The organism is Streptomyces sp. NBC_00096 (assembly GCF_045041305.1).
In the GTDB taxonomy this organism is placed as follows: Bacteria; Actinomycetota; Actinomycetes; order Streptomycetales; family Streptomycetaceae; genus Streptomyces.
Genome location: NZ_CP108221.1, coordinates 1,269,835 through 1,295,285, shown reverse-complemented (window position 1 = coordinate 1,295,285; position 25,451 = coordinate 1,269,835). Strand labels below are relative to the sequence as shown.

Genomic DNA, 25,451 nt, shown 5'->3' with positions numbered 1-25,451 from the left:
GACCGCCCGTGCTGCACGACGCCGTGACCCAGGACGCCGACGTACCGTCCCGTGTGCTCGCGGGACGGTACCGGCTGAACCGCCCGATCGGGGCCGGCGGTATGGGCGAGGTGTGGCAGGCCTACGACGAGCGGCTCGACCGGCGGGTCGCGGTGAAGATGATGCTCACCGACGTGCGCGGACAGGACGGTGCGTCGCCCGGGACGTGGTCGCAGGAGGTCCTCCGCACCCGTCGTGACCGCTTCCTGCGCGAGGTCCGGACCACGGCGGCCGTTGAGCACCTGGGGATCCCTGCCGTCTACGACACAGGAATCGACGACCTCTCCGGCCGGCTCTACGTCGTAATGCAGCTGTTGACCGGCCGCGAACTACAGGCGGTCGTCGACGACACGGACCACGAGTCCGGGCCCCTGCCCCTTTCATGGGTTGCCGCCGCCGGGGCGCAGATCGCCTCCGTGCTCGACGAGGTGCACCGGCACGACGTGGTCCACCGCGACATCAAACCGGCCAACCTCATGCTCACGCGCGGCGGAGTGGTGAAGGTCCTCGACTTCGGGGTGGCGGCGCTCCTCGGCACCGGCAGCAATCCGCGACTCACGCAGGAAGGCATGACCGTGGGGACACCGGCCTATATGTCGCCGGAGCAGAGCCTGGCGAACGCGGTCGGCCCGGCGGCCGACGTGTACGCCCTGGGCTGTGTGTTGTACGAACTCCTCACCGGGCAGCCCCCGTTCCGCGGTGACGGGAACCGCTCGTACGCCTGGCACCACGTGCGCACCCCGCCGCGGCCGGTCCGAGGGAGCAGGCCCGATGTCCCGGCCGATGTGGAGCGGCTGCTGCTGGCGATGCTGGAGAAGGAGCCCGAGAGGCGACTCGATGCCGCCGCGGTGTACGAGGCCCTGCTGCCCTGGGTGCATGCCGAAGACACCGGGTACCGGGACGGGAGGGAACTCGATCCCCGGCACCCCTTCCACCAGGCGTTCGGGGGACCCCCCGGACGTCAGCGACCCAGGTACACGCCGACGGAGGTGGTTCCCGCTGCGCTCGTACTGGACGAGTCGGCTTCCGATACGTCGGCGCTGACGGACCAGGAGGCGGACGAGGTTGCGGACGAGGCGGCGCGACTCGCCCAGGATGGGCAGTTCACCCAGGCCTCCGACCTCCTGACGGAGGCGATCGCGCGCGCGGGCGACGCCACCGGTCTGCGTGAGGACCTGCTCTTCTCCCTGGCGCAGGTGAGGTTCCTCGGTGGAGCCCACCGTGAAGCGGCCGGACACTTCGAAGACGCAGGACACGCCTACGCCGTGCGCTTCGGGGCGGACGACGAACAAGCGCTGTTGTGTCGCTATTTCGCCGCCCAGTGCCATATGGAGCTCGGTGAGACGACGGCCGCCGTCGACGCCTTCCGCGCGTACGTCGCCGGTTCTCGCGAACCGGACGACGCGGCGGCCGTTGACCGCCACCTGGACGCCCTTGCCTCCTTGGCCCGGCTGTACGCCTCTACGGAACGGATCGCCGACGCGCTCACGGCAGCGGCGGACCTGCGCCAGGCCACACAGCGACTGCGTGGGCCTCAGGCGCCTGAGCTGGCCGACATCGACGGGTACCTGGCCCGACTCCATCGGTTCTCGGCCTGAGATCGTCCGAGCGCCGGGATACCCGAACCACCGATCCGATCACACCGCCCAGGGCCCCAGGCCGTCGCGGCCTCTCGCCGCTCGGCCCCAAGTACAGGAGAACGCATGCCCATGGCCCACAGCGCAGAACGGGACATCCCTGCCCAGGTCCGTCAGGTCCGCCGGGCGTTCGACGACACCTACACGGACCTCCTGGACATGAGCGACTTCGCCGGTCACTCCGAAGAGCGTCGTGCGGATGCCCGTCGCTCCCGGGCTCTGGCCGCGCATGCGGTGCGGATCGTCACGGGCTGGAGTGCCCGAGACGCCGCGCTCACGGTCATCGACGGAGGCGGCGACCAGGGGATCGACGCGATCGCCATAGTGTCTGAGCCTGCCCACATTTACCTTGTTCAGGCGAAGTGGAGCAGCAAGGGAACGGCAAGGGCGAAGACGGAGGCGGTACACAAGCTACTGGCCGGGCTACGACTCATCGACAGTGAGGAATTCGCCCAGTTCAACCCCCGTGGTCAGAAGCTTGCCCAGGAAGCCAAGGCCCTCATGGGGCAGGGTGCGGTGTCGGTCACGCAGGTCATCGTGCTCATGGGAGCCGAACCTGTATCCACTGAGGTGGAGCAGGCGCTCAGTAATGGAGAGAACGAGTTCAACCGGCACGGTGACTTGCTCGGCCGCCGCGTGATTCAAGCATCGGAGGTCTGGGCCAAGGTCCGGGACGACATCGCTGCAAAACCTGTCGACATGGCCGCGGATCTCTTCCCCTGGTTCGGCGTCAGCTCACCGTACGAGTCGTACCAGGGAGTGGTGACCGCGGAGCAGATCGCTGCATGGCTCAGGAACCACGGTGCCGACCTCTTCAATCTCAACATCCGCAACCCGTTGGGTCTGACCCCCATCAACAATGATCTTGTGGGGACGCTTACTCAGGAACCGGCTCACTTCTGGTACTTCAACAACGGAATCACCATTCTGTGTGACTCCGTGCAGAAGACCCAGCAGTCCATGCTTGCACCGGAGCAGCATCCGTTGTCTCTGCAGATCCGGGGGGCCAGTGTCGTCAACGGTGCGCAGACGGTACGTTCCATTGCTGATGCGATGGCGAAGGAGCAGAGCGACGCCGGATTTGCGAAGGTCGGTGTGCGGATCATCGTCACCGGTGGGGCCGAGGAGTTCGCGAAGCGCACCACGCAGGCCACGAACCGGCAGAATCGCATTGAGCCGCGGGACTTCATTGCGCTGGACCCGGTCCAGGCAGCGTTGATGGAGGAGATCAAGGCAGAACTCGGGCTGGACTACAGCGTCCGGCGCGGTGAACTCGAACCGCCCGCTGAGTCGGGCTGCTCCGTCGTGGAGGCTGCATGCGCCCTGGCCTGCGCCCACCCCCACAGCCAGTATGCGGCTCGCATCGCGGGTTCCTTGGATGTCCTCTGGGAGCGCGGCAGTCAGGGCGTCTACGACGTCCTGTTCCGCCCGCAGCCCGGTGCGTACCAGCTGTGGAATGCGGTGCTCGTTCTGCGGACTGTCCGGCGGACTCTGCACGATCTCCGGGCACGCTTCGAGGGGCGCGGGGCAGCTGTGGTAGAGCATGGAACATTCCTGATCGCACACCTGGTCTTCCAGGAGCTCGGGACTGACTCCATGGACGAACCCGATCCCACTCTCTCCTGGGCGCAGGGCGCCGTTGCCCGAGTGCCCGAGATCCTGGAGCGGGTTGTGCCGGCGCTGGTTGCGGCCATGGATAGCCTCTACGGAGAGCGCTCGCAGATCAGGTATCTGTGTGCCGATACGCAACGGTGCAAGGAACTGACCGCGGAGGTGCGGCACAGGATTGCCGAAGGTGTAGAGCAGGCCATTCCTGAGAAGTATCGACGGCAGAAGAAGCAGCGTAAGCCGCGGCGCCCCAACGCGGTCCACGTCATCATCGACCAGGGAGCGCTCAAGGACGGCGCGGTACTTACCCTGAACACCTACATCGTCCCCGAACAGGAGGCGCTCAAGGAATGGCTTGCGCAGGACGAGCAGCGCTCTCGGGCAACCTGGGTAAACCATCGGACGAGGCCGGTCCTGTGGGCTGCAGACGGCGAGCAGTATTCACCTTCTGGCTTGATCTCCCGCATGTGGGAACTCGCCGGCTGGGAGGAGAGGCCGGTGTCCAACCAGGGCACGACCCGATGGTCTACTGCCGAGGGGGACACCCTGGCGGAGCTCGCGTGGCGGCTCCTCGGTGAGCTGGAGGAGCAGGACGGAGAACCGGGGGTGTAAACGGATTCCAGGTGCGCTGGGGAACGTCTGCAGGTGCAGTTCGCTGTAACGCTGTCGTAGAAAACCCGTGACGCTCGTTTGACGCTCGGACCCATCTCGAACCGCGTTAAGCGGCCTGCTATGGCATCTGACCTGCTGCTTTATTGGCGCGCTTCATTCTCATCCCTTCCCGATGACGCACCACGTCGAGTGCGTCGCGATCCTGGAGCGGGTGGCCAAGGACGCCTGAGGGGCGTGGCCCCGGCTCCGGCCTCAGGGCGCCGCCAGGGTCACCGCGGTGAGGATGAGGCCGTGGGTGACGCGCCAGGTTCCCTCGAAGGCGGGGAGTCTGGTTCCGGCGATGAGGGGGGCCGGGACCAGGAGGCGGGCGGCGAAGGTGCCCGTGTCCGGGCGGACGGTGATTTCGCACTCCAGGAAGTCCAGGAAGGTGTGCGTCAGGGGGAACCAGGTCTTGTAGACGCTCTCCTTGGCGCTGAAGACGAGCCGGTCCCAGCAGATCTCCGGGCGGTCGGCGGCCAGGCGGGCGAGGTGCTCGCGTTCGGCGGGCAGGGTCACGTAGCCGAGGACGCCCTCGTTGGGGAGCGGCTCGTTGCGTTCGGCGTCCAGGCCGATGCTCAGCAGATCGGACGAGCGCGCCACGGCCGCCGCGCGGTAGCCGGTGCAGTGCGTCATGGTGCCGACGATCCCGTCCGGCCACCGCGGGGCACCGCGCGGGCCCGGCAGCAGCGGGGCGGGCGGTACGCCCAGCAGGCCGAGGGCCGCCCGGGCGCAGGCCCTGGCGGTGGCGAACTCCCGGCGCCTGGCGTCCACCGCGCCCGCCACGACCGCGGCTTCCTCGGGGTGGAGGGAGGAGAGAGGGGCGTCGCCGAACGTTTCGACCACCTCGGTCCGGCGGGGGAGCAATTCCCTGATCAGGGATACCGCCTCCCACGGGGCGGCGCTGTCCACCGGGCCGGTTCGCCGTACGGTCATCGCTGTGGCCCCTGTCGCTGGTGTGCGGGTGGCAGGATCTGCACGGGCCGGCCGGGCGGGGCGGCGCGTCGGCGCCACTCCCGCGGATAGCCGAGCGACACCTCCTGGTGCGGTACGCCCTCCCACTCGATCAGGCGCGGGATGTGGAGGTGGCCGTAGACCACGGAGGCGGCACGGAACCGGGTCGGCCAGTCCGCGGTGGCCTCCGTGCCGCACCACAGCGCGAACTCCGGGTAGCGCAGGACGCGCGTGGGCTCGCGCACCAGTGGGAAGTGGTTCACGAGCACCGTCGGCAACCCGGCGGGGACGGCGGCGAGCCTGGCCTCGGTGAAGGCCAGCCGGGCCCGGCACCAGTCGTCCCGCGTCGGGTAGGGGTCCGGGTGCAGGAAGTACTCGTCCGTGCACACCACACCCGCCTTCTCGGCGAGCGCCAGGGCCGCTTCCTTGTCGTGCGCGCCGGCGGGCCGGAAGGAGTAGTCGTAGAGGACGAAGAGCGGCGCGATCACGCACGGGCCGCCCGGGCCTTCCCAGACCGGGTAGGGGTCCTCGGGCGTGAGCACGCCCAGCCCCCGGCAGATTTCCACGAAGTGCTCGTAGCGCCGCACACCGCGCAGCTGGACCGGGTCCTCGGGCGGAGTCCACAGCTCGTGGTTGCCCGGTGCCCAGACCACCTGCGCGAAACGTTCGCTCAGCACGCGCAGCGCCCATTCGACATCGGCCGCGAACTCCCCGATGTCACCCGCGATCAGCAGCCAGTCCTCGTCCGACTCGGGCCTCAGCCGCTCGACGATGTCACGGTTCTCCGCGTACCTGATGTGCAGGTCACTGACGGCCACCAGCTTGCCGCCGCCCGCCGCCGCACCGGAGTGCCGCGCGGCCGGGGGCGAGGGGGTGCCGCGGATCTCGTACGTCATCGCAGTGTCGCGAGCGTCTCGGCGAGGGCTTCGAGCACGGCGCCCTGCTGTGCGGCCAGGTAGAAGTGGCCGCCGCTGAACTCGCGCAGTTCGAAAGCGGCGCCGGTGTGCTCGCGCCAGGCCTCCGCCTCGGCGATCGAGACCATGGGGTCCGCGTCACCGATGAACGAGACGACCGGGCAGGACAGCGGCGCGCCCGGCTCGTACCGGTAGCTTTCGACCGCCCGGTAGTCCCCGCGCACCGCGGGGAGGATCATCCGGGTCAGCTCCTCGTTGCCCAGGAGCGCCGCGTCGGTCCCGTTGAGCTGCCTGATGGCCGCCAGGATGCCGTCGTCGTCCCGCAGGTGGACGCCCTCCGTCCGCGGGATCGAGGGCGCGCGGCTGCCGGAGACGACGAGCGCACGCGGCGCAGTACCGGCCCGGTCGAGCCGGCGCGCGACCTCGAAGGCCACGACCGCGCCCATGCTGTGGCCGAAGAGGACGGTGGGCCGCGCGTCCTGCGTCCGCAGTACCGCGACGACGTGGTCGGCGAGTTCGCCGATGTCGGTGATCAGGGCCTCGCCGCGCCGGTCCTGCCGGCCCGGGTACTGCACGGCCAGCACGTCGGCGGTGGAGAGCCGTTGCGACAGGGGGAAGAAGAAGCTGGCCGCGCCGCCCGCGTGCGGGAAGCACACGAGGCGGGTCCCCGGACGCGGATGGAACCGGCGCAGCCAGTCACCCGCTGCCGCGGCGGGCCGCGGCGGGTGGGGGCCGGGAGCGGGATCCGGTTGGGCGCGGTTCGCCGGTTGGGCGCGGTTCAAGGGTGACGGGGCGTGGTTCAACGGTGGTAGGGCGTGGTTCATCGGTGGTTCCCCCTGTTCGCGGTGGCCTGCTCAGCCGGACACCCGTATCGGCAGCCGGCTGGGGCAGATGATCTGCATCGGGTCTTCGAACTCCACCCCGCCCGCGTAGTCCACGGATATCTTCTCGAAGCGGTCGAAGAGCGCGTTGAGCGCGATCTTGACCTCCAGCCGGGCCAGCGGAGCGCCGAGGCAGAAGTGGATGCCCTGGCCGAAGGCGATGTGTCCGCCGGTGTCGCGGTGGATGTCGAAGCGGTCGGGGTCCGGGAATCGCTGCGGGTCCCGGTTGGCCGCGCCGACCCACAGCGTCACCAGTTCGTCCTTGCCGATCCGGTGGCCGCCGATCTCGGTCTCGACGGTGGTGACGCGCGCCATCCTGGAGAACGGCGGGTACAGGCGCATCAACTCCTCGATGGCGCCGGGCAGGAGGTCGCGGTCCGCCCGCACGGCGGCGAACACCTCGGGGTGCCGGTCGAGGGTGAGGATCGCGTTGCCGACCATGGCCATGGAGGCGGCGTGCCCGGCGAACATGGTCAGGCCGATCAGGCCGATCAGGTCGCCGTCCCGCAGCGGTTCGCCGTCGATGGTGGCGTTGGCCAGCCCGCTGATCACGTCGTCGACCGGGTTCTCCCGGCGCAACGCCACGTGCTTGAGGATGTACGCGTTCATCTCCCGGATGGCGGGGGCGATTTCGGACTCCATCACCTCCGGTGGCGGGGTCGCCGCGTCGAGCGCGCCCAGGGCTTCGCCCCAGCTCTTGTACAGCGGCACGTCCTCGGGCGGCAGGCCGAGCATCTCGGCGATCACGATCATCGGCAGCGGGTAGGCCACCGTGCTCATCAGGTCGAAGGTGTCCGACCCGGCCACGTCGTCGAGCAGGGAGTCGGTGATGCGCGCGATCCGGTCGGCCAGACCGTTGACGGCGCGCGGGGTGAAGACGCGGTTGATGACCTGGCGCAGCTTGCGGTGGTGGGGCTGGTCGCTCGTCACCAGGTTGCCCATGAGGAACAGGTCGAAATCGGGCTGTGGTTCGTTGTACAGCCGCACCGTGTCCGAGGAGAACGTCTTCGGGTCGGTGAGGACGCGCGTGATGTCGGCGTGGTCGAACAGCTGCCAGCCGTATTCGGCGTCGTGGTGGATCGGTTTCTGGTCGTGCATCTCGCGGAACCAGGTGAACACCGAATCCACCGGCTCGGTCGCTGAGTTGATCGTCACTTGTATCGCCTGCCCTCTGAACGGACCATCGCTGACGTGTGGTTCACAGGCCGATCATGGAGCGGTAGGTCCTGCGGCTGACCGCCGGTCCCACCAGGCCACGGGAGTTGGGCGCCTGCGGCGACGGAGACAGCGTCGGCGAACCGGCCGCCCGCAGACCCGACTCGATGGCGCCGTCCATGTACCCGCCCCAGCCGAGGGCGAGGTCGTCACCGCAGAACTTCACCTGGCCGAGGGGCCGGCTGATCGCCCGGTGCAGCTTCGTCAGCTGGAAGGGCTGGCGGAACGCCGGGCCGCCGAGTGAGAATTCGTCCGCCTCCCAGTTCGTCACGGTGTAGCCGCGCAGGGTCGCCCCCGGCATGATCTCGCGCACGGCGGCCTGGACCTGCGCGTGGCTGGTGACGTCGAGTGCGGGATTGACGCTGAAGGCCACGACGGGGGCGTTCTCGTTCATCCGGCCCATGATGGTGATGGAGTAGCCCTCGGGCGCCTCGGCGATGAACCGGTCGCTCGGGTCGGCCAGGTCCAGCCACAGCTTCTTCTGGCGCGGCACACCGTAACCCTGGGCCGTCGCCGTCCGGTTGGCGGTCGGCAGCGCCGGGCTGAAGGCGATGTTCTTCCAGACGTTGACCGGCACGGCCATGATCACCTCGGCCGCGGTGTAGGTCACCCCCGTCCGCGTCGTCACCTTCACCCTGCCGTTCACCTGGGTGACCGAGGCGACCGGAGAATTGAGCACGAGCTGCGGCTTGCCGTCGGCGAGGATCGCGTTGGCCAGCGAGGCGGTGCCGTTCCCCATGCGGTAGGTGTTTACCCCGGAGAACCCCTCGTAGTTCCAGCCCGCCAGCGCCCACCAGTGGGCCAGCTGGGTCATCGCGCCCCGCTTGGTCGGCGAACCGTAGAGCGCGGTGGTGCTGGTCATCCGGATCTCGTCCTGGGGCGCGTACGCCAGCTGGTCGAGCCGGTCGCGCAGGCTCAGCCGGTCCAGCGGCGCGAGCAGGTCCTCGCGCGTGAAGGGCTGGTAGGGGCTGGGGAAGTAGTCCCTGGAGCCTTCGAAGAACGGCGTGAACAGCTCGCCCTGCCGGGTGTAGGCCTCGACCGGGTCGTACTCCGCGAACCCGGTCAGGGTCGGCATGAGCACGCGCTCCGGGCCCGCGTCCGCGATGATCGGCAGGGCGTAGCGCGACAGTTCGCGCCAGACGTGCGGCTGCCTCGGGTCGACCCAGGCCCCACCGCGCTCGATCTCGTACCCGTTGAACGTGTCGGTCCACGTGCGTCCGCCGATGCGGTCGCGCGCCTCGAGCAGGAGCACCTGGCGGCCCTGCTTGCGCAGTTCACGGGCCGCGGTCAGGCCCGCCAGTCCGGCCCCGACGACGATCGTGTCGAAGGTGCGGGCGGCGGTGACGGGCCCTTCGGTGGCCTCGGCGACCGCGGGGATGCTCGCGGCCAGCGCGGTGCCGGCCAGGGCCAGACCGCCCGTCCTGAGCGCGGTTCGTCTCGATATCATGCGGGTTTCCGATCTCGGTCTGAAGAGCAGGGCCGGGAATCCGGGTCGCGAGGCGCTTCGCCCGGACTCCCGGCCCCGCGTCTACGGCATGGGGGGGGAGGGGATCAGGCGGAACGCTTGCGGAACTGGTTGATCAGCGCGGCGTAGCTGTCGCCCACGTGGCCGTCGGCCACCGCGCGCCTGGCCATCTCCAGGTAGAAGTTCGGCAGTTCGGTGTTGACGCCGAGCGCCTCGCTCTCGTGGACGAGGTGCTCCATCCCGCCCACGTGGACGGCGATGGTGGCGTCGTCGGCCGGGTACTTGCCCTCGTCGATCTGCTGGGCGTACGCGGCCACGTACTCGGAGGTCACGTTGATCGCGGTGCTGGCCAGGGTCGCGAAGGTGGTCGCCTTGACGTTCGCGGTGCCCAGCAGCGCGGCACCGTGCAGGAAGCTGTTCAGGACGCCCCACATGATGCTCAGGACCGACATGTCGTACAGGGCCGACAGGCTGGGGTCCTCGTCGAGGTACACGGTCCCGGTCTCGCTGAGGACCTGGAGGGTGTCCTGGTGCGCCTCGAACGCGGCCTTCGGGCCGGAGTACAGCACGGTGGCGTCGGCGGTGCCGATGGCCGCGGGAAGGGCCAGGATCGCGCCGTCGAGGTAGGGGCTGGAGAGCTTGGCGGCCCACTCGGCGGTTTCGCGGGCCTGGGCGGAGCTGGCCGTGGTCAGGTTGACCAGGGTGCGGCCCGCCAGCGATGACCCGACCGGGTCCAGCAGCCCGTGCACGGCTTCGTAGTCGGAGACGCAGATGACGACGAGGGGACTCGCCTCGACCGCGCTCTTGACCGAGTCGGCGAGGGTGGCGCCGTTGGCGACGAGATCGTCGGCCTTGGCGGCCGAGCGGTTCCAGACGGTGGTCGGGTGCCCCTTCGCCAGGAAGGCCGCGGCCAGCGCGTGGCCCATCAGCCCCAGACCCACAACGGTGACCGGCGACTGGGGGGCCGAAAGGTTGGACATGTGCGCTCCTCTGTACCTCGCGCGGCGTCCACCGCGACGAGTGCGGGTGATCGTTCCTCGGTCCGACCGAGTCCGACCGAGTGGCGGCGGGACTCCCGTGCCCCGCCGCCCGTTCGAGCCTTCGGCTATGCCGCCCGGCCCTCGTCCTCGGCGGCCCACGGGCCGCTGACCCCGAAGGGGTTGTCGACGACGTAGCGCCAGTAGCCGTCCTCGCCCCGGCGCAGTACGTCGATGGCCACGCCCTCCAGGGGCTCCGGATCGCCGTCCTCGCCGATCGTGTCCATCTGCCACTCGACGACGAGCATGGCGATGTCACCGACCACCAGCTGCTGGCGCACGGTCGCTTCCACCGAGGGCTTGCGATTCGCCAGGAATTCGGCCACGTAATCGCGGCGGACCTGGCCGCTCAGCGGCTTTCCCGGCTCCCAAATTCCGACTGCGTCGTCAACGTACATTGCGTTGACCGCGGCCACGTTACCGGAGTTGAAAACCTCTCCGAACGCCTCCTGGTGTTTGTTGATGTCACTCACCAAGTGCTGATCCTGGGTCACGGCGAACCGCTCCATTCGTATTCTCATGAGAACCCGGCAAAGGTCTGTGAGAACGCTACCGACACGGACTCCCGGATCGGTCTCCTGCCGGTAATCGCGCGCATTCCCGCGGCGCGCCCGTCGATTACCGGGGGGAGAGCGGCGCGGGGTGCGCCCGGCCTCGGGAGCCGCCACCGGTACGGGGCGGAGGGTGGTGCTCGCCCTGATGAGGGGCCGTGGGCAGGTGGTCTCTCCCCGGTAATCCAACCGGCGCGGCGCACGCCGGCGCGCGATTACCGCCAGGAGACCGGAAGGGGGAACCCGCGCCGGTAGCGTACGGGCCGCCGCGTGCCGGCGATCTGATCGGCTTGGTCCGCTTCACCCCGTTCGCCGGCCGTGCCGATTCCACGGCATTGCCCGGGAATGCGGTCCCGCTTTCGCCTGCGATATCGGCGGACCCATCGCCTTCGGGCAGGGCGTCCATTTGTGCCCCGGCGCACCGCCGGCCCGGCTGCTGTCCCCATCTGAGGAGGGTCATGATTTCTTCATCGGTTCCGTCTGAGTCGGAGCGGCGGCCGTCGGCTCCCTGGCGGTCGTGGCACCGGCCACTGGTGCTGTTCTGCGTGGCGATGGTCCCGGTCGCGGTGCTGTGCGCGGTGGGGCTCCTCGTCGACGACCGCGTCCTGGGGGGTGCGCGGATCTGGTTCAAGCCGTTCAAGTTCTCGGTCTCGTTCGCGGCGTACTGCCTCTCCCTGGCCTGGATGCTGTCGCTCCTCCCGCGCGGCCGGCGCGCGGGCTGGTGGGCGGGGACGGTCGTCGCGGTGGCGAGCTTCGTCGAGATCGTGATCATCGCGGGGCAGGCGCTGCGCGGGAAGCGCAGCCACTTCAACTACGAAACGCCCCTCGACGAGGCGTTGTACAACGTGATGGGCGGCACGGTCATAGCCCTGTGGCTCGCCACGTTCGCCGTCGCCGTGCTGCTGCTCCGGGCCCGGATGGCCGACCGGGCCTCCGCCTGGGCCGTGCGCTGCGGCGTCGTCCAGGCGCTGGCCGGGGCGGCCGTCGGATTCCTCATGACGGAGCCCGCGCCGGGCCAGCAGATGGGCGTCTCCACGGTGGTCGGCGCGCACAGCGTCGGCGTACCGGACGGCGGGCCCTCGATGCCGCTGACCGGCTGGTCGACGACCGGCGGTGATCTGCGGATATCGCACTTCATCGGCATGCACGCGCTCCAGCTCCTGCCGCTGCTGGTCCTGGTGCTGGCCGCGCTCGCACCGCGGTTCGCCCGCCTCGCCGACGAGCGGGTGCGGCTGCGCCTGGTCCTGCTCGCCGCGGGGGTGTACGCCGCCGTGTTCGTCCTGCTGCTCTGGCAGGCGCTGCGGGGCCAGTCGCTGATCCACCCGGACGGGGCGACGCTGGGGGTGGCCGGCCTGATCCTGGTGGCCGCCGCGCTCGGGACCTACGGGTCCCTGCGGGTGCCGGCGCCGCCCGGGGGCCCGGGCGCACCCGGCGACGGGGACCTCGACGCCCTGGCGAAGCTCACGCGGTGACCGAGTGCCGCGTGATCGCATGACCGGGCCCCGCTCGCGTTCCCTCTGACCGGCCGCACCCGTCGGGCCGCCCGCGCTCCTGCGCGGGGCCCGGCCGGGTGCGCCTTCATGGGCGCGTGCGGGGCTCCGCGGAGGTCAGAAGCCGTTGAAGAAGCCGTAGACCCGGCTGATCCGGCCGCCCTCGAGCAGCGCGACATCGGACCCGCTCACCACCGGTGCCCCGCCCTGGGGGCCCACCCGCCACGAGAAGTGGACGGCATCGTGGTGGGTCAGCACGTTGTCGAAGGTGAAGAGCATCCCGGTGAAGTTCTGCTGGGCGGCGGCGATATAGGTACCGATTGCCGCGGCACCCTCGGCGGCGACAGTGGGGTCGGTGTACGCGGCGTCCGGGGTGAAGACCTCGTCGATCAAAGCCTGCCGGGCCCGGCCGTCCGATGCGTTCCAGATCGCGATGTACTTTCCGACCAACTGGGTGACGGAGTTCTTGTCCATGGCAGAGGATTCTATCATCGGCGGTACGTAAATCCTTTCAACTCCCGCTGGTCAACGGGTAGTTCGGTGGATACGCCGACACGGGCAGACCGGCGGACCGGCCTGCCCGTGCCACCTGGGATCACGTGGTCACGAGGGCGGGAAGTACCCCGCCCGGACAAAGAAATTCACGTACTTCTCGAACAGTTCCCGGCCGACCGGCGGGCATTCGATTCCGGTGTCCCGCAGTGCGTATTCGGTGTCCGAGACGTCGATCGGCGGATAAGTGGCGGTGCCGTGACCGGAATTCATTCCCTCGAACGAATCCAGTAGCGGGGCGATGGCGTTCCTGCGGTCCGAGCGGACCCGGGCCGACCACGCGGTCCAGTCGAGCTCGGGCAGCCGGTACCCGAACGACCTGAGGTGATCGACGAACTCCGTGAACGTCTGGTCCTGCCGGTTGTAGAGGTGGAAGGTCCGGCTCGCGGTGTCCTGCCGCGCCGAGAGGGCCACGATCGCCCCGCTGACGTAGTCCACCGGAACCATGTGGACGACACCCGCCAGACTCTCGGGCACCACTCCGGTCTCCAGCAGCCCCTTGAGGCTCAGCCAGATGAAGTCCCTGGTCTGGCAGGCGCCCGTCTCCCGGTCGCCGCACACGACGTCCACCCGGTAGACCGAGACGGGCAGTCCCCGGCTCCTGCCGAGCGCGATGGTCTGCTCGGCCACCCACTTGCTCTGCAGGTACCCGTTGTGCAGCAGCTGTCCGGGACCGGTCGGGTCGGTCACCGTGGCCGGGGCGGCGCCGGGGCCCGGTGCGGGGAACACCCCGGTCGTCGACACGTAGTGCACCGGTACCGTCCGGTGCGCCGCCGCCAGCCGCAGGATCTCCCGGGTGCCGCCCACGTTCGCCGACGCGAGTTCGGTGTAGGGCCGCAGCCAGCTGACGGTCGCGCCGGCGTGGTACACCACGTCGACCCGTCGGGCGAGGTCGTCGAACTCGGCCTCGGTCAGGCCCAGTCGTACGGCGCCCAGATCCCCGACGACGACGGAGATCCGGGCCGGGTCGATCTCCTCCCCGACCTGGTACCACGCCAGGTTCTCGTGCAGCCGGCGCAGTGCGTCGGCCTGGTCGGCCCCCCGTACCAGGCAGTGCACCCTGGCCGTGGTCGACCGCATCAGGTCGCGCAGCAGGAACGCTCCGAGGAACCCGGTGGCGCCGGTCAGCAGGATCTCGTCGGGGTCGGCGGCGACCCGGCTGACCTCACCGGCCGGGCGGATGTCCTCGTCGAGGCGGACCTCGGCGGCGAAGTCCACTGCGGCGGCCGCGGGGGCCGTACCGGCGGGGGACCCGGAGACCGTACCGGCCGGGGTGACCAGGACGGTGCACAGGTGCTCCACCAGCCCGTCCGGTGTGGGGTGCTCGAAGACGAGCGAGGGCGGCAGCCTCAGACCAGTGGCGTCCGCGAGCCGGTTGCGCAGCTCCACCGAGAGGAGCGAGTCGAAGCCCAGGCCGGAGAAGAGCTGCTGCCCGTCGATCGCGTCCGGCGAGGGGTGGCCGAGTACCAGCGCCACCTCCCGGCGGACGAACTCCGACACGAGCCCGCGCTGACGCGCCGGTGACAGCCCCGCCAGCTGCTCGGACAGGAGAGGGGACTCCTCCCCGGAAGCTTCCCCGGAACCATCGGCGGCGGCCGGGAGCAGCCGGCGCAGCAGCAGCGGCGCCCGGCCGGCGTGGGAGCGGAGCGCGGCCAGGTCGACCGGGGTGACCACCAGCTCGGGCCGCCCCGCCTGGAGCGCGAGGTCCAGCATCTGCGGTCCGGTCTCCGCGGTGATGGGGAGCAGGCCGGAGCGGGCGATCCGCTTGAGGTCGGCCGCGGTCAGGTGCCCGCTCATGCCGCCCTCGTACGCCCACAGTCCCCAGGCCAGCGAGGTCGCGGGCAGCCCCAGTCCGCTGCGGTGGCCGGCCAGTACGTCGAGGAAGGTGTTGGCCGCCGCGTAGTTGGCCTGGCCGGAGCCGCCGATGACTCCGGCGATGGACGAGAACAGGACGAAGGCGTCGAGGTCGTGGCCGAGGGTGAGCTCGTGCAGGTTCCACGCGGCGTGCGCCTTGGACCGCAGTACGGCGGCCAGCCGGTCCGGGGTCAGATCGGCGAACATGCCGTCGTCGAGCACTCCGGCGGCGTGCACGACACCGGTGAGCGGACGGTCGGCCGGGATGGTGTCCAGCAGCGCGGAGAGCGCCTGCCGGTCGGCGAGGTCACAGGCGACGACGTGCACCTCGGCGCCGAGTCCGGTGAGTTCACCGGCCAGCTCCGCCGCACCGTCGGCCGCCGGCCCGCGGCGGCTGACCAGCAGCAGCCGGGACACCCCGTGCGTGCGGACCAGGTGACGGGCGAACAGCCCGCCGAGCGCCCCGGTTCCGCCGGTGATCAGTACGGTGCCACCCGGACGCCACGGAGCGCCGGGCCGGGGCGCACCGTCCGCGGGCACCCCGGCCAGTCCGGGCACGAGCACCCGGCCCGAGCGGACGGCGGCCTGCGGCTGGCCGGACGCCAGTACCGCGGGCAGGGCCGCCACCGACGCGGGCTCCCCGTCCACGTCGATCAGTACGATCCGGTCGGGCGCCTCCGACTGCGCCGAACGCAGCAGCCCCCACAAGGGTGCGGCGACCAGGTCCGAGGCGTCCACACCGCCACGGCCGGTGGACACGGCCCCCCGGGTCAGCACGACCAGCGGGACATCGGTGGTCCGCTCGTCCGCCAGCCAGGACTGGACCAGCGCCAGCACCTCCTGCGCGGCTTCCCCGGCACGCCGGGGAACGTCCCCGCCCGGGGAGAACTGGGCGGGGACGAGCAGGGCGTCGAAGGACGCCCCCGACCGCAGGGCGGCCAGCGCGTCCGCCACGTCGCCGAACCGTTCGCCGACGGGGAGTTCCGCCAGACCGGAGAACTCGCCGCCGCCCGGGCGCAGCACCGCCAGGTCCGGGGCGGCGACCCGGCCGGCCGGGTCGTACGGGCTCCAGTCGACCCGGAGCAGCGCGTCGCGCGGGCCGCGCACGGTGGCCGCCGGCGGGGCGGCCGGGGCCGCGGGGGACTCCAGCCAGTACCGCTCCCGCTCGAACGGGTAGCTGGGCAGTTCCACCCGCCGGGCTCCGGCTCCGGCGAGGAAGGCCCGCCAGTCCACGGGTATCCCGGCGGTCCAGAGCCCGCCCAGCGCCGCGACCACGTCGTGCGTCTCGGCCCGGCCGGTGCGCACCGCGGCCACCGGGGTGATCGGTGCGCTCTCGGCGACCAGGGCCGAGAGGACTCCGGCCGGACCCAGTTCCAGGGTGACGGTCACGTTCTGGTCGGCGAGGGTGCGGGTCGCGTCGAGGAAGCGGACCGGCCGGCGTACCTGGCCGGTCCAGTACTCCGGGTCCCGGAGCTCCTCCGCGGTGGCGATCCGGCCCGTGACCGTCGACACGAGGGGGATGTCCGGCGCGTTCAGGGTGACCTTGCGCAGGACCCGGCCGAACTCCTCGAGCATCGGATCCATGAGGGGCGAGTGGAAGGCGTGGCTGACCGTCAGCCGCTTGGTACGGCGCCCCCAGGACCGTACGGTCCCGGTGATCTCCTCGACGGCGTCCCGGTCGCCGGACACCACCGTCGCCACCGGACCGTTGACGGCGGCGATCGCCGCGGCGCCCTCCCACCGGGCCAGCAGCGGTGCGATCTCGTCCTCGGTGGCCTGCAGCGCCGCCATCGCGCCGCCTTCCGGGAGTGCCTGCATGAGCGCGCCCCGTGCGGCGACCACGGCCGCCGCGTCCGGCAGCGACAGGACTCCCGCCACGTGCGCGGCGGACAGTTCGCCGATCGAGTGACCGGCGAGGAAGTCCGGCCTGACCCCCCACGCCTCGAACAGCCGGAACAGCGCGACCTCCAGCGCGAACAGCGCGGGCTGGGCGTATCCCGTCCCGGCCAGCAGGTGTTCGTCCTGGAGCACTTCGCGCAGCGGACGGTCCAGGTGCGGGTCGAGCTGGGCGCAGACCGCGTCGAACGCCTCGGCGTACACCGGGAATTCCTCGTACAGTGCCTTGCCCATGGCGGCTCGCTGGGAGCCCTGGCCGGTGAAGAGGAACCCCAGCTTGCCCTTGCCCTGGGCCTGAATCCGGCCCTGGCCCTTGTCCGGCGCCCCGGCGGTCGTGGTGCGGGCCCCGCCCGAGGCGAAGGCGCCGAGGGCCGCGATCAACGCCTCGCGGTCGGGACCGAGTACGACCGTCCGGTGCGGGAGGTCCGCACGCGTGGTCGCCAGCGAGTAGGCGATGTCCGCGGCGGACAGTCCGGGATCGGCCCCGGCGAACGCCGCCAGGCTGCCCGCCTGGGCCCGCAGGGCCCGCGGGCTCCTGGCGGACAGGGTCCACGGCAGGAACGCCCGCGGCGACGGGGCTGGCGCGGGGACTTCGGCCCCGCTCTGCGCGGGTGCCTGCTCCAGGATCACGTGGGCGTTCGTGCCGCTGACCCCGAACGCGGACACCGCCGCCCGGCGCGGCCGGTCCGTCCGCGGCCACGGACGCTGTTCGGTGAGCAGCTCGACCGCTCCCGTGGACCAGTCGACCAGCGGAGTCGGCTCGTCCACGTGCAGGGTCCGCGGCAGCGCCCCGTGCCGAAGCGCCTGGACCATCTTGATGACGCCGCCCACTCCGGCGGCGGCGACCGAGTGCCCGATGTTGGACTTCAACGAGCCCAGCAGCAGCGGGCGTTCCGGGGTGTGCGCGGCGCCGTACGTGGCCAGCAGCGCCTGGGCTTCGATGGGGTCACCGAGCCGGGTGCCGGTGCCGTGCGCCTCGACGGCGTCCACGTCGGAGGCGTCCAGCCGCGCTTCGGCGAGCGCGGTGCGGATCACCCGTTCCTGGGACGGGCCGCTGGGGGCCGTCAGCCCGTTGGAGGCGCCGTCGGAGTTGACCGCCGACGAACGCAGCACGGCCAGCACCCGGTGCCCGTTGCGCACGGCGTCGCCGAGCCGTTCGAGCAGGAGCAGTCCGGCGCCTTCCGACCAGCTGGTGCCGTCGGCGGCGGCGGCGAAGGACTTGCACCGGCCGTCGGGGGCCAGACCGCGCTGCCGGGAGAAGTCGACGAACCCGCCGGGGGTTGCGCCGATCGTGACGCCACCGGCGAGCGCGAGACTCGATTCACCGGTGCGCAGCGACTGTGCCGCGAGGTGCATCGCCACCAGGGAAGAGGAGCACGCCGTGTCCACGGTGAGGGCGGGGCCCTCGAAGCCGAAGGAGTAGGAGATCCGGCCGGACGCGACGCTGCCGAGCTTGCTCGTCAGCAGGTAGCCCTCGAGCTCCTGCGGACCGGACAGCCCCAGGTAGGACTGCTCCACGGCGCCGACGAAGACACCGACGTCGGTGCCCTTCAGCGGGGTCGGGTCGATGCCCGCGTGCTCGAAGGTCTCCCAGGCGGTCTCCAGCAGCACCCGCTGCTGGGGGTCCATCGAGAGGGCCTCGCGTGGCGAGATCCCGAAGAAGGAGGCGTCGAACTCGGTCGCACCGTCCAGGAATCCGCCTTCCCGCGTATAGGTGGTGCCCGGTACGTCCGGGTCGGGGTCGTAGAGCGCGTCCACGTCCCAGCCGCGGTCGGCGGGGAACTCGGTGATCGCGTCCCGCCCGTCCACGACGAGCCGCCACAGGTCGTCGGCCGAACGCACGCCGCCCGGGTAGCGGCAGGCCATGCCCACGATCGCGACTGGCTCCGTACGGCCGGACTCCAGTTCCGCGATGCGCTGCCGGGCCTTCTTCAGATCGGAGGTGACCCATTTCAGGTACTCCGCAAGCTTCTTCTCATCCGCCATGGGGATGTCTCACCTGTTCTTGACGTCGGGCGGGAATCAGTTCTGGGCGCGGCCGAGCTCGTTGTCGATGAACTCGAGCAGTTCGGCGGTCGATGCCGATTCGAGCGGGTCGGCCGGTTCCGCACCGGCTCCGTCCCCCGGCGCGGAACCGGCTTCCAGCCACCTGGAAAGGAGGGTCTGCAGCCGGACGGTGATGGCTCCGCGCTCCTCGCCCTCGTCGGTGCCGGCCCCTGCCGTGAGTACGTCCTCCAGCTCGTCCAGAGCGGCCAGGGCGGCCGATCGCGGGGGAGCCGCGTCGTCGGACGCGATCCGGCCGAGCAGGAACGCGGCCAGCTTCGACGGAGTGGGATGGTCGAACACCGCGGTGGCGGGGAGGGGGACCCCGCTGACCGTGCTCAGCCTGTTGCGCATTTCCACGGCGGTGAGCGAGTCGAAACCGAGCTCGCGGAAGGGCTGTTCCGGGTCGATCGCGGCCGGATCACTGCGGCCGAGCACCGCGGCCACCCGGCCGCGGACCAGATCGAGGACGAACTCCGCGCGTTCGCCGGCGCCCATCTCGGACATCCGCTGCGAGAGCGACACCTCGGCGCCGTGCGCCGCGGGGCGCGCCGCCGACGCGGGGACCAGCGCCCGCAGCAGCGGGGAGACGCGGTCGAGCGCCCGCAGCGCCTCCTGGTCGAACGGCGTGATGGTCACCGCGGGCCGGTCCACGGACGTCGCGGCGTCGAACACCGCCATCCCCTCCTCCGCACCGATCGGTACGAAGCCGTCCCTGGCGAACCGGGCGCGGTCCATCTCGCCCAGCCCCGCGTTGATGCCGCCGTCGACGTCCCACAGCCCCCAGGCGAGCGAGGTCGCGGGCAGTCCGTGCGCGCGCCGGTGCTGGGCCAGCCCGTCGAGGAACGCGCTGGCGGCGGCGTAGTTCGCCTGACCGGGCCCCCCGAAGAGCCCGACGGTCGAGGAGAACAGCACGAAGGCCGACAGGTCCGCGTCGCGCGTCAGCTCGTGCAGGTGCCGGGCGGCGTCGGCCTTGGGACCCAGTACGGAGTCCAGCTGGTGCGCGGTCAGCGCCGGGAGCAGGCCGTTGTCCAGCACGCCCGCCGCGTGGACGATCCCGCGCAGCGGCTGACCGGCCGGGATCTCGCCGAGCAGCGCGGCGAGGGCCTCGCGGTCGGAGACGTCGCAGGCCGCGATGCGGACCGTCGCGCCGAGCCCGGTCAGTTCGGTCCGCAGGAGCTCGGCCCCCGCAGCCTGCGGGCCCGAACGGCCGGCCAGCAGCAGGTGCGTGACGCCGTGCTCGGTGACCAGGTGGCGGGCGACGGCCGCGCCGAGCACGCCGGTGCCGCCGGTGATCAGGACCGTGCCCCCGGGGGTCCACACCGGGCCGTCGGAAGCCTTGCGCACCGCGGAGGAGCGGATCCGGTTCAGCCGGGGGAGCCGGAGCTGTCCCGCCCGGACGGCGGCCTGGGGTTCGTCGGCGGAGAGCAGGAAGGAGAGCAGGGAGGGGGGGATGATCTCCGCGGCTGCGTCCGTTCCCGTTCCCGTTCCCGTTCCCGTTCCCGTTCCTGTGCCCATGCCCGTGTCTGCGGCCGTGGCGCCGTCCGCGCCGTCCGCGCCGTCCACGTCGACGAGCACGATCCGGTCGGGTGCCTCCGACTGTGCGGACCGCACCAGTCCCCACACCGCTGCGGCCTCCGGATCGGGGGCCTCGGTGTCCGTGGTGGCGACGGCCCCGCTGGTGACGATGACCAGCCGGAGACCGGCGAACCGGTCGTCGGCCAGCCACTCCTGGACCAGGCTCAGCGCACGCCGGGCCGGCCGCTCCGGGGTGCCGGTCGTCGCCGGCGGAGCGAGGAGGGCCTGGACCTCGAGCCCGGATTCGAGTGCCTGGCCGAAGGCCGTCAGGTCCTCGTACGAGGGGACGCCGGTCGCCGTGCCGGGCAACTGCCCGAGCCGGGCCCAGGATGCCGTCCGGGCGGAGGGCCGTACGGCCTCCGGGACCCAGTTGACCTGGTGGAGGGCCCGTAGCGGATCCGGCCCGCCGGGTTCCTGGTCCGGTCCGGCCGTCGCGAGGGGTTCCAGCCAGAACCGTTCGCGCTGGAAGGGATAGGTCGGCAGCTCGGCCGCGCGCGCACCGGTCCCGGCGAAGAAGGCCGGCCAGTCGACGGGCACCCCCCGGGCGTGCAGCACCCCGAGCGCGTTGACCAGGGTGCGCGGTTCCGGCTTGCGCTTGCGCATGGAGGCGATCGCGACGGCCTGTTCGGCACTGGCGGCCGCCATCGCCGAGAGGACTCCGTCGGGGCCCAGCTCCAGCAGCGTGGTCACGCCCTCCGCCTCCAGGGTGCGCACCGCGTCGAGGAAGCGCACCGGATTGCGGATCTGGTCCACCCAGTAGTCGGCGGAGGCCCATCCGTCCCCGGGCTCCACCTTTCCGGTCATCGTGGAGACGATTCCGAACTTCGGCCGGTGGAAGGTCAGTTCCTTGGCGATCGAGCGGAACTCCTCCAGCATCGGGTCCATGCGCGGGGAGTGGGAGGCGTGGCTGATCGGCAGCACCTTGGTGGACCGGCCCCGGGCCCTCCAGATCTCCGCGACGGCGTGGACGGGGTCCGCGTCGCCGGATATCACCACCGCGTTGGGGCTGTTGATCGTGGCGATCACCGCCCGGTCGGTGTCGGTGAGGGTCCCGAGCACCTCCTCCTCGGTCGCCTCGACGGCGACCATGGCCCCGCCCTCGGGCAGGGCCCGCATCAGCCGGCCACGGGCGGTGACCAGCACCGCGGCGTCGGGCAGCGACAGAACGCCCGAGAGGTGCGCGGCGATCAGCTCGCCCGTCGAGTGGCCCACCAGGTAGTCCGGGTGCACCCCCCACGTCTCGAGGAGGCGGAACAGCGCCACCCCGACCGCGAAGAGGCCGGCGAGCGTGTAGTCGATCTGGTCCAGCTCGTCGCCCGACTCGATCACCTCGCGCAGCGGACGGGGCAGGTGCTCGTCCAGCGCGTCGCACACCTCGTCGAAGGCCGCGGCGAACGCCGGGAAGGTGGCGACCAGTTCGGAGGCCATCCCGATGCGCTGGGCACCTCCGCCCGTGAACATGAACGCGATCCGGCCCTCGTCCTTCGCGCCGAGGATCGCGTGGCCGCCGTCCTCCGCCAGGGAGGCGAGACCGCTGATCAATTCTTCGCGGTCGGCCGCGACCACCACGGCGCGCTGGCGGAGCGCCGAACGGGTGGTGGCCAGTGAGTAGGCCAGGTCGAGGGGGTCGAGGCCGGGAGTTTCGGCGAGGAGCGCGGCGATGCTCCCGGCCTGGACGCGCAGCGCCCGGGGGGACTTGGCCGACAGGACGTACGGAAGCGCCGGCGGCGCGATTACGGGAGGCGCCGGGACCGGGGCGGGCTCCTGCAGGGCCGACTGCAGGGCCGACTGCGGGGCCGGCTGCGCCGCCGGCTGCGGTGCCTGCTCGATGATGATGTGCGCGTTGGTCCCGCTGAACCCGAACGAGGAGACGGCGGCCCGCCGCGGCCTGTCCAGTTCCGGCCAGTCCCGCCGCTCGGTGAGCAGGTTCAGCGCGCCGGTGCCCCAGTCGACGTGCGGGGTCGGCTCCTCGGCGTGCAGGGTCTGCGGCATGACGCCGTGGTGGATCGCCTGGACCATCTTGATGATGCCGCCGACCCCGGCCGCGGCCTGCGTGTGCCCGATGTTGGACTTGAGCGACCCCAGCCACAGGGGCTGATCGGCGGCCCGTTCCCGGCCGTAGGTGGCGAGCAGGGCGTTGGCCTCGATCGGGTCGCCGAGGGGCGTTCCGGTGCCGTGCGCCTCCACCAGGTCCACATCGGCCGGGGAGAGTCCCGCGCTGGCGAGCGCCTGGCGGATCACCCGTTCCTGGGCGGGGCCGTTGGGCGCGCTCAGCCCGTTGCTGGCGCCGTCCTGGTTGATCGCCGAGCCGTTGACCACGGCGAGCACCTTGTGGCCGTTGCGCCGGGCGTCGGAGAGCCGCTCCACGAGCAGCAGCCCGGCTCCCTCGGCCCAGCCCGTTCCGTCGGCGGAGGAGGCGAAGGACTTGCACCGTCCGTCGGCCGACAGGCCGCGCAGCCGGGAGAACTCGATGAAGGCCTGGGGGGTGGACATCACGGTGACACCACCGGCCAGGGCCAGGTCGCATTCCCCGCGGCGCAGCGCGGCGGCCGCGAGGTGAACGGCCACCAGGGAAGAGGAGCACGCCGTGTCGACGGTGACGGCGGGGCCCTCCAGGCCGAAGACGTAGGACAGTCGGCCCGAGGCGACGCTGCCCGCGCTCCCGCTGTAGAGGTAGCCCTCGAACTCCTCCGGCGGCAACTGCGGGCGCGATCCGTAGTCGTGGTACATCGTCCCCACGAACACGCCCGTGCGGCTCCCGCGGACCGAGTCCGCGGGGATGCCGGCCCGCTCGAAGCTCTCCCACGCCGTCTCCAGCAGTAGACGCTGCTGCGGATCGGTGGCCAGGGCCTCCCGCGGCGACATGCCGAAGAACTCCGGGTCGAACTGGTCCGCGTCGTGCAGGAATCCGCCCTGATCGGTGTACGAGGTGCCGACGATCTCCGGGTCGGGGTGGTACAGCCGCTCCAGGGGCCAGCCGCGGTGCTCGGGGAAGGCGGTCACCGCGTCGACGCCGTCGGCCACCACCTGCCACAGCCGTTCCGGCGAGTCCACGCCGCCGGGGTACCGGCACGCCATGCCGATGATCGCGATGGGCTCCCGGTCCTTCTCCTCGACCTCGCGCAGGCGTCTGCGGCTGGCCTGGGCGTCGGCAACAGCACGCTTGAGGTACTGGCGGAGTTGGTTCTCGTCACTACTCACGTGCTCTCAGCTCCCAGGATCGTCTCGGGAGAGGCACTGGCCGGCTCCTCGCCACCGTGCACGTCAGCTTCCTTTCCCGGAAAAATTCTTCGTTCGGATCGCAGTCCTCGGCATTGTTGCTCTCATGCCGTCTGGGTGCAGTAATCGATCGCTCATTCCTGGGGCAATTCCCGCTGATGACTGGGGGCTTATTTGCCGATTAGCGGCGGATTACGGGGGGTCAGTATGCTTCCGAATAACGTAGACCGCCGAATGTGGGGGAACGGAAACAAAGATGAGCCCGGAAATAGCAGAACTCGAACTCGCGGAACCCTATATCGGGGGACTGCTCGCCTCGCTCGGACTGGGCGTCCAGTACCTCCGAGCGGAGGGAAACACCCTCTTCTACCGCGACACCGCCGGTCGCGAGGTCCCGGTGCTCGACCTGGTCGGCGGGTACGGATCGACGATCATCGGGCACAACAATCCCGAGATCGTCTCCTATGCGAAGAGCCTGCTCGATCAGGGAACACCGATCCACGCGCAGCTTTCCGAGCATCCGTGTGCCAACGAGCTGGCGCAGAAGGTCAATTCCGTCATCAAGCGGGAGTTCGCCACCTCCGACACGTACTCCGCTGTCTTCGCCAACAGCGGCGCCGAGGCGTTCGAGATCGCGATCAAGCACGCCGAATTCGACCGGCTCATGAAGGTGGCCGCGCTGGCGGAGGAAATCGACGCGAACATCGAGAGCGCCCGCGCGGCCGTTTCCGGTGGCGCCTCGATCGTGGTCGACGAGATCCATGTCCGGCTGAGCGCGGACGCGGGACTGGCCGCCGGCTCCGGGCCGGACGAGGTGATCGCCGGGATCCGGAGCGTCAACGGCGAGCGCATGGCGGCCCCGCCCGTCTTCCTGGCCCCGGAGGGTTCGTTCCACGGGAAGCTGGTCGGCAGCGTCCAGTTCACGCACAACGCCGATTTCCGGACCCCGTTCAAGTCGCTGGCCGTGCAGTGCCGGTTCGTGCCGGTGCACGAACCCGGGGCGCTGGACAAGGTCATCGAGGCGGAGCGGAAGACGCTGTTCGACGTCGTGGCCGAAGGCCGGACGGTCCGGGTCGTCGAGCGCGACCTGCCCGTCATCGGCGGGTTCGCCCTCGAGCCGGTCCAGGGCGAGGCGGGGATCAGGCCGTTCGACCGGGAGACCGTGCAGCGGATCCAGCAGGCGTGCGCGGCGATCGACTGCCCGGTCATCGTCGACGAGGTGCAGAGCGGCATGGGCCGCACCGGCGCCTTCTTCGCCAGCTCGCACCTCGGACTCCAGGGGGACTACTACACGCTGGCCAAGAGCCTGGGCGGGGGCGTAGCCAAGACGGCGATGACGCTGGTGCGCAACTCGCGCTACCGCAAGGAGTTCGAACTGGTCCACAGTTCGACCTTCGCCAAGGACGGGTTCTCCACCCGGATCGCCAACCGCACGGTGGACCTGCTCGAAGCGGGGAACGGCGAGGTCTATCGAATGGCCGCCGAACGCGGCAGCCGGCTGTCCGGGATGCTGCGGAAACTGCACGGAGAATTCGGCACCGTCATCAAGGACGTGCGCGGAAGGGGCCTGATGATCGGCCTTGAATTCCACGACCAGTCCGATTCCACCTCGGAGTCCATCGCCGGGTACTCCCGCGCGGGACTGTTCGGCTACGTCCTCTCCGGGTACCTGCTGCGCCTGCACGACATCAGGATCTTCCCGACCGCCAGCGCCGCGAACACACTGCGGCTGGAGCCGTCCGTCCACATCACCGACGCCGAGATCGACCGGCTGGAGTCGGCGCTGCGCGCTCTCCTGGCCGTGCTCCGGGACCAGGACGGCGCGGCACTGCTGCCCGCGGTCCCGGCAGAAGGAACCGGCGCATGAGGT

13 protein-coding genes and 1 pseudogene are annotated in these 25,451 nt (G+C 71.0%); 4 read left to right on the top strand and 10 right to left on the bottom strand.

Features of this window, described 5'->3' with window-relative positions; all coding sequences use genetic code 11:
- Nucleotides 1-8: 8 nt before the first annotated feature.
- A complete protein-coding gene (locus OG904_RS05455; protein ID WP_405487936.1) occupies nucleotides 9-1,637 on the top strand; it encodes a protein kinase domain-containing protein in 1,629 nt (542 codons plus the stop codon).
- Nucleotides 1,638-1,742: 105 nt separating this feature from the next.
- Nucleotides 1,743-3,896: an AIPR family protein gene (locus OG904_RS05450; protein ID WP_405487934.1), complete on the top strand. Its 2,154-nt coding sequence runs from the start codon at nucleotides 1,743-1,745 to the stop codon at nucleotides 3,894-3,896.
- A 252-nt stretch (nucleotides 3,897-4,148) separates the two neighbouring features.
- On the opposite strand, the gene OG904_RS05445 is transcribed toward OG904_RS05450, so the two are convergent.
- The 7 genes from OG904_RS05445 to OG904_RS05415 all read right to left on the bottom strand — a co-directional run bounded on the left by OG904_RS05445 (nucleotide 4,149) and on the right by OG904_RS05415 (nucleotide 10,907).
- Entirely contained in the window at nucleotides 4,149-4,811 is a 663-nt protein-coding gene (locus OG904_RS05445; protein ID WP_405497783.1) for a 4'-phosphopantetheinyl transferase, read from the bottom strand.
- Nucleotides 4,812-4,864: 53 nt separating this feature from the next.
- On the bottom strand, nucleotides 4,865-5,782 hold the full coding sequence (locus OG904_RS05440; RefSeq protein WP_405487932.1) for a metallophosphoesterase family protein: 918 nt from the start codon (nucleotides 5,780-5,782) through the stop codon (nucleotides 4,865-4,867).
- The gene (locus OG904_RS05435) at nucleotides 5,779-6,456 is read right to left on the bottom strand and encodes a thioesterase II family protein (RefSeq protein ID WP_405487930.1); all 678 of its coding nucleotides are present in this window, start codon (nucleotides 6,454-6,456) and stop codon (nucleotides 5,779-5,781) included. The genes OG904_RS05440 and OG904_RS05435 overlap by 4 nt, the downstream gene beginning before the upstream one ends.
- A 198-nt stretch (nucleotides 6,457-6,654) precedes the next feature.
- On the bottom strand, nucleotides 6,655-7,836 hold the full coding sequence (locus tag OG904_RS05430; RefSeq protein WP_405487928.1) for a cytochrome P450: 1,182 nt from the start codon (nucleotides 7,834-7,836) through the stop codon (nucleotides 6,655-6,657).
- A 43-nt stretch (nucleotides 7,837-7,879) separates the two neighbouring features.
- The gene (locus OG904_RS05425; RefSeq protein WP_405487926.1) at nucleotides 7,880-9,343 is read right to left on the bottom strand and encodes a flavin monoamine oxidase family protein; all 1,464 of its coding nucleotides are present in this window, start codon (nucleotides 9,341-9,343) and stop codon (nucleotides 7,880-7,882) included.
- 104 nt (nucleotides 9,344-9,447) lie between these two features.
- Nucleotides 9,448-10,341: an NAD(P)-dependent oxidoreductase gene (locus OG904_RS05420; protein ID WP_405487924.1), complete on the bottom strand. Its 894-nt coding sequence runs from the start codon at nucleotides 10,339-10,341 to the stop codon at nucleotides 9,448-9,450.
- A gap of 125 nt (nucleotides 10,342-10,466) precedes the next feature.
- On the bottom strand, nucleotides 10,467-10,907 hold the full coding sequence (locus OG904_RS05415; RefSeq protein ID WP_405487922.1) for a YybH family protein: 441 nt from the start codon (nucleotides 10,905-10,907) through the stop codon (nucleotides 10,467-10,469).
- 593 nt (nucleotides 10,908-11,500) lie between these two features.
- Between OG904_RS05415 and OG904_RS05410 the strand changes: the two genes are divergently transcribed.
- Nucleotides 11,501-12,421, top strand: coding sequence for a hypothetical protein (locus OG904_RS05410; protein WP_405497781.1), 921 nt, complete (start codon nucleotides 11,501-11,503; stop codon nucleotides 12,419-12,421).
- Nucleotides 12,422-12,556: 135 nt separating this feature from the next.
- Here the strand turns inward: OG904_RS05410 and OG904_RS05405 are convergent, their stop codons facing one another.
- The 3 genes and pseudogenes from OG904_RS05405 to OG904_RS05395 all read right to left on the bottom strand — a co-directional run.
- Nucleotides 12,557-12,913, bottom strand: coding sequence for a nuclear transport factor 2 family protein (locus tag OG904_RS05405; RefSeq protein ID WP_405487920.1), 357 nt, complete (start codon nucleotides 12,911-12,913; stop codon nucleotides 12,557-12,559).
- A 129-nt stretch (nucleotides 12,914-13,042) separates the two neighbouring features.
- A complete protein-coding gene (locus tag OG904_RS05400) occupies nucleotides 13,043-18,697 on the bottom strand; it encodes a thioester reductase domain-containing protein (protein ID WP_405497779.1) in 5,655 nt (1,884 codons plus the stop codon).
- Between the two features lie 66 nt (nucleotides 18,698-18,763).
- Nucleotides 18,764-23,524, bottom strand: a pseudogene (locus OG904_RS05395) (type I polyketide synthase); the annotation flags it as partial.
- A gap of 313 nt (nucleotides 23,525-23,837) precedes the next feature.
- Between OG904_RS05395 and OG904_RS05390 the strand changes: the two are divergent.
- Complete coding sequence (locus tag OG904_RS05390; RefSeq protein WP_405487918.1) at nucleotides 23,838-25,448, top strand: aspartate aminotransferase family protein; 1,611 nt, start codon at nucleotides 23,838-23,840, stop codon at nucleotides 25,446-25,448.
- The last annotated feature ends 3 nt before the right edge of the window (nucleotides 25,449-25,451 follow it).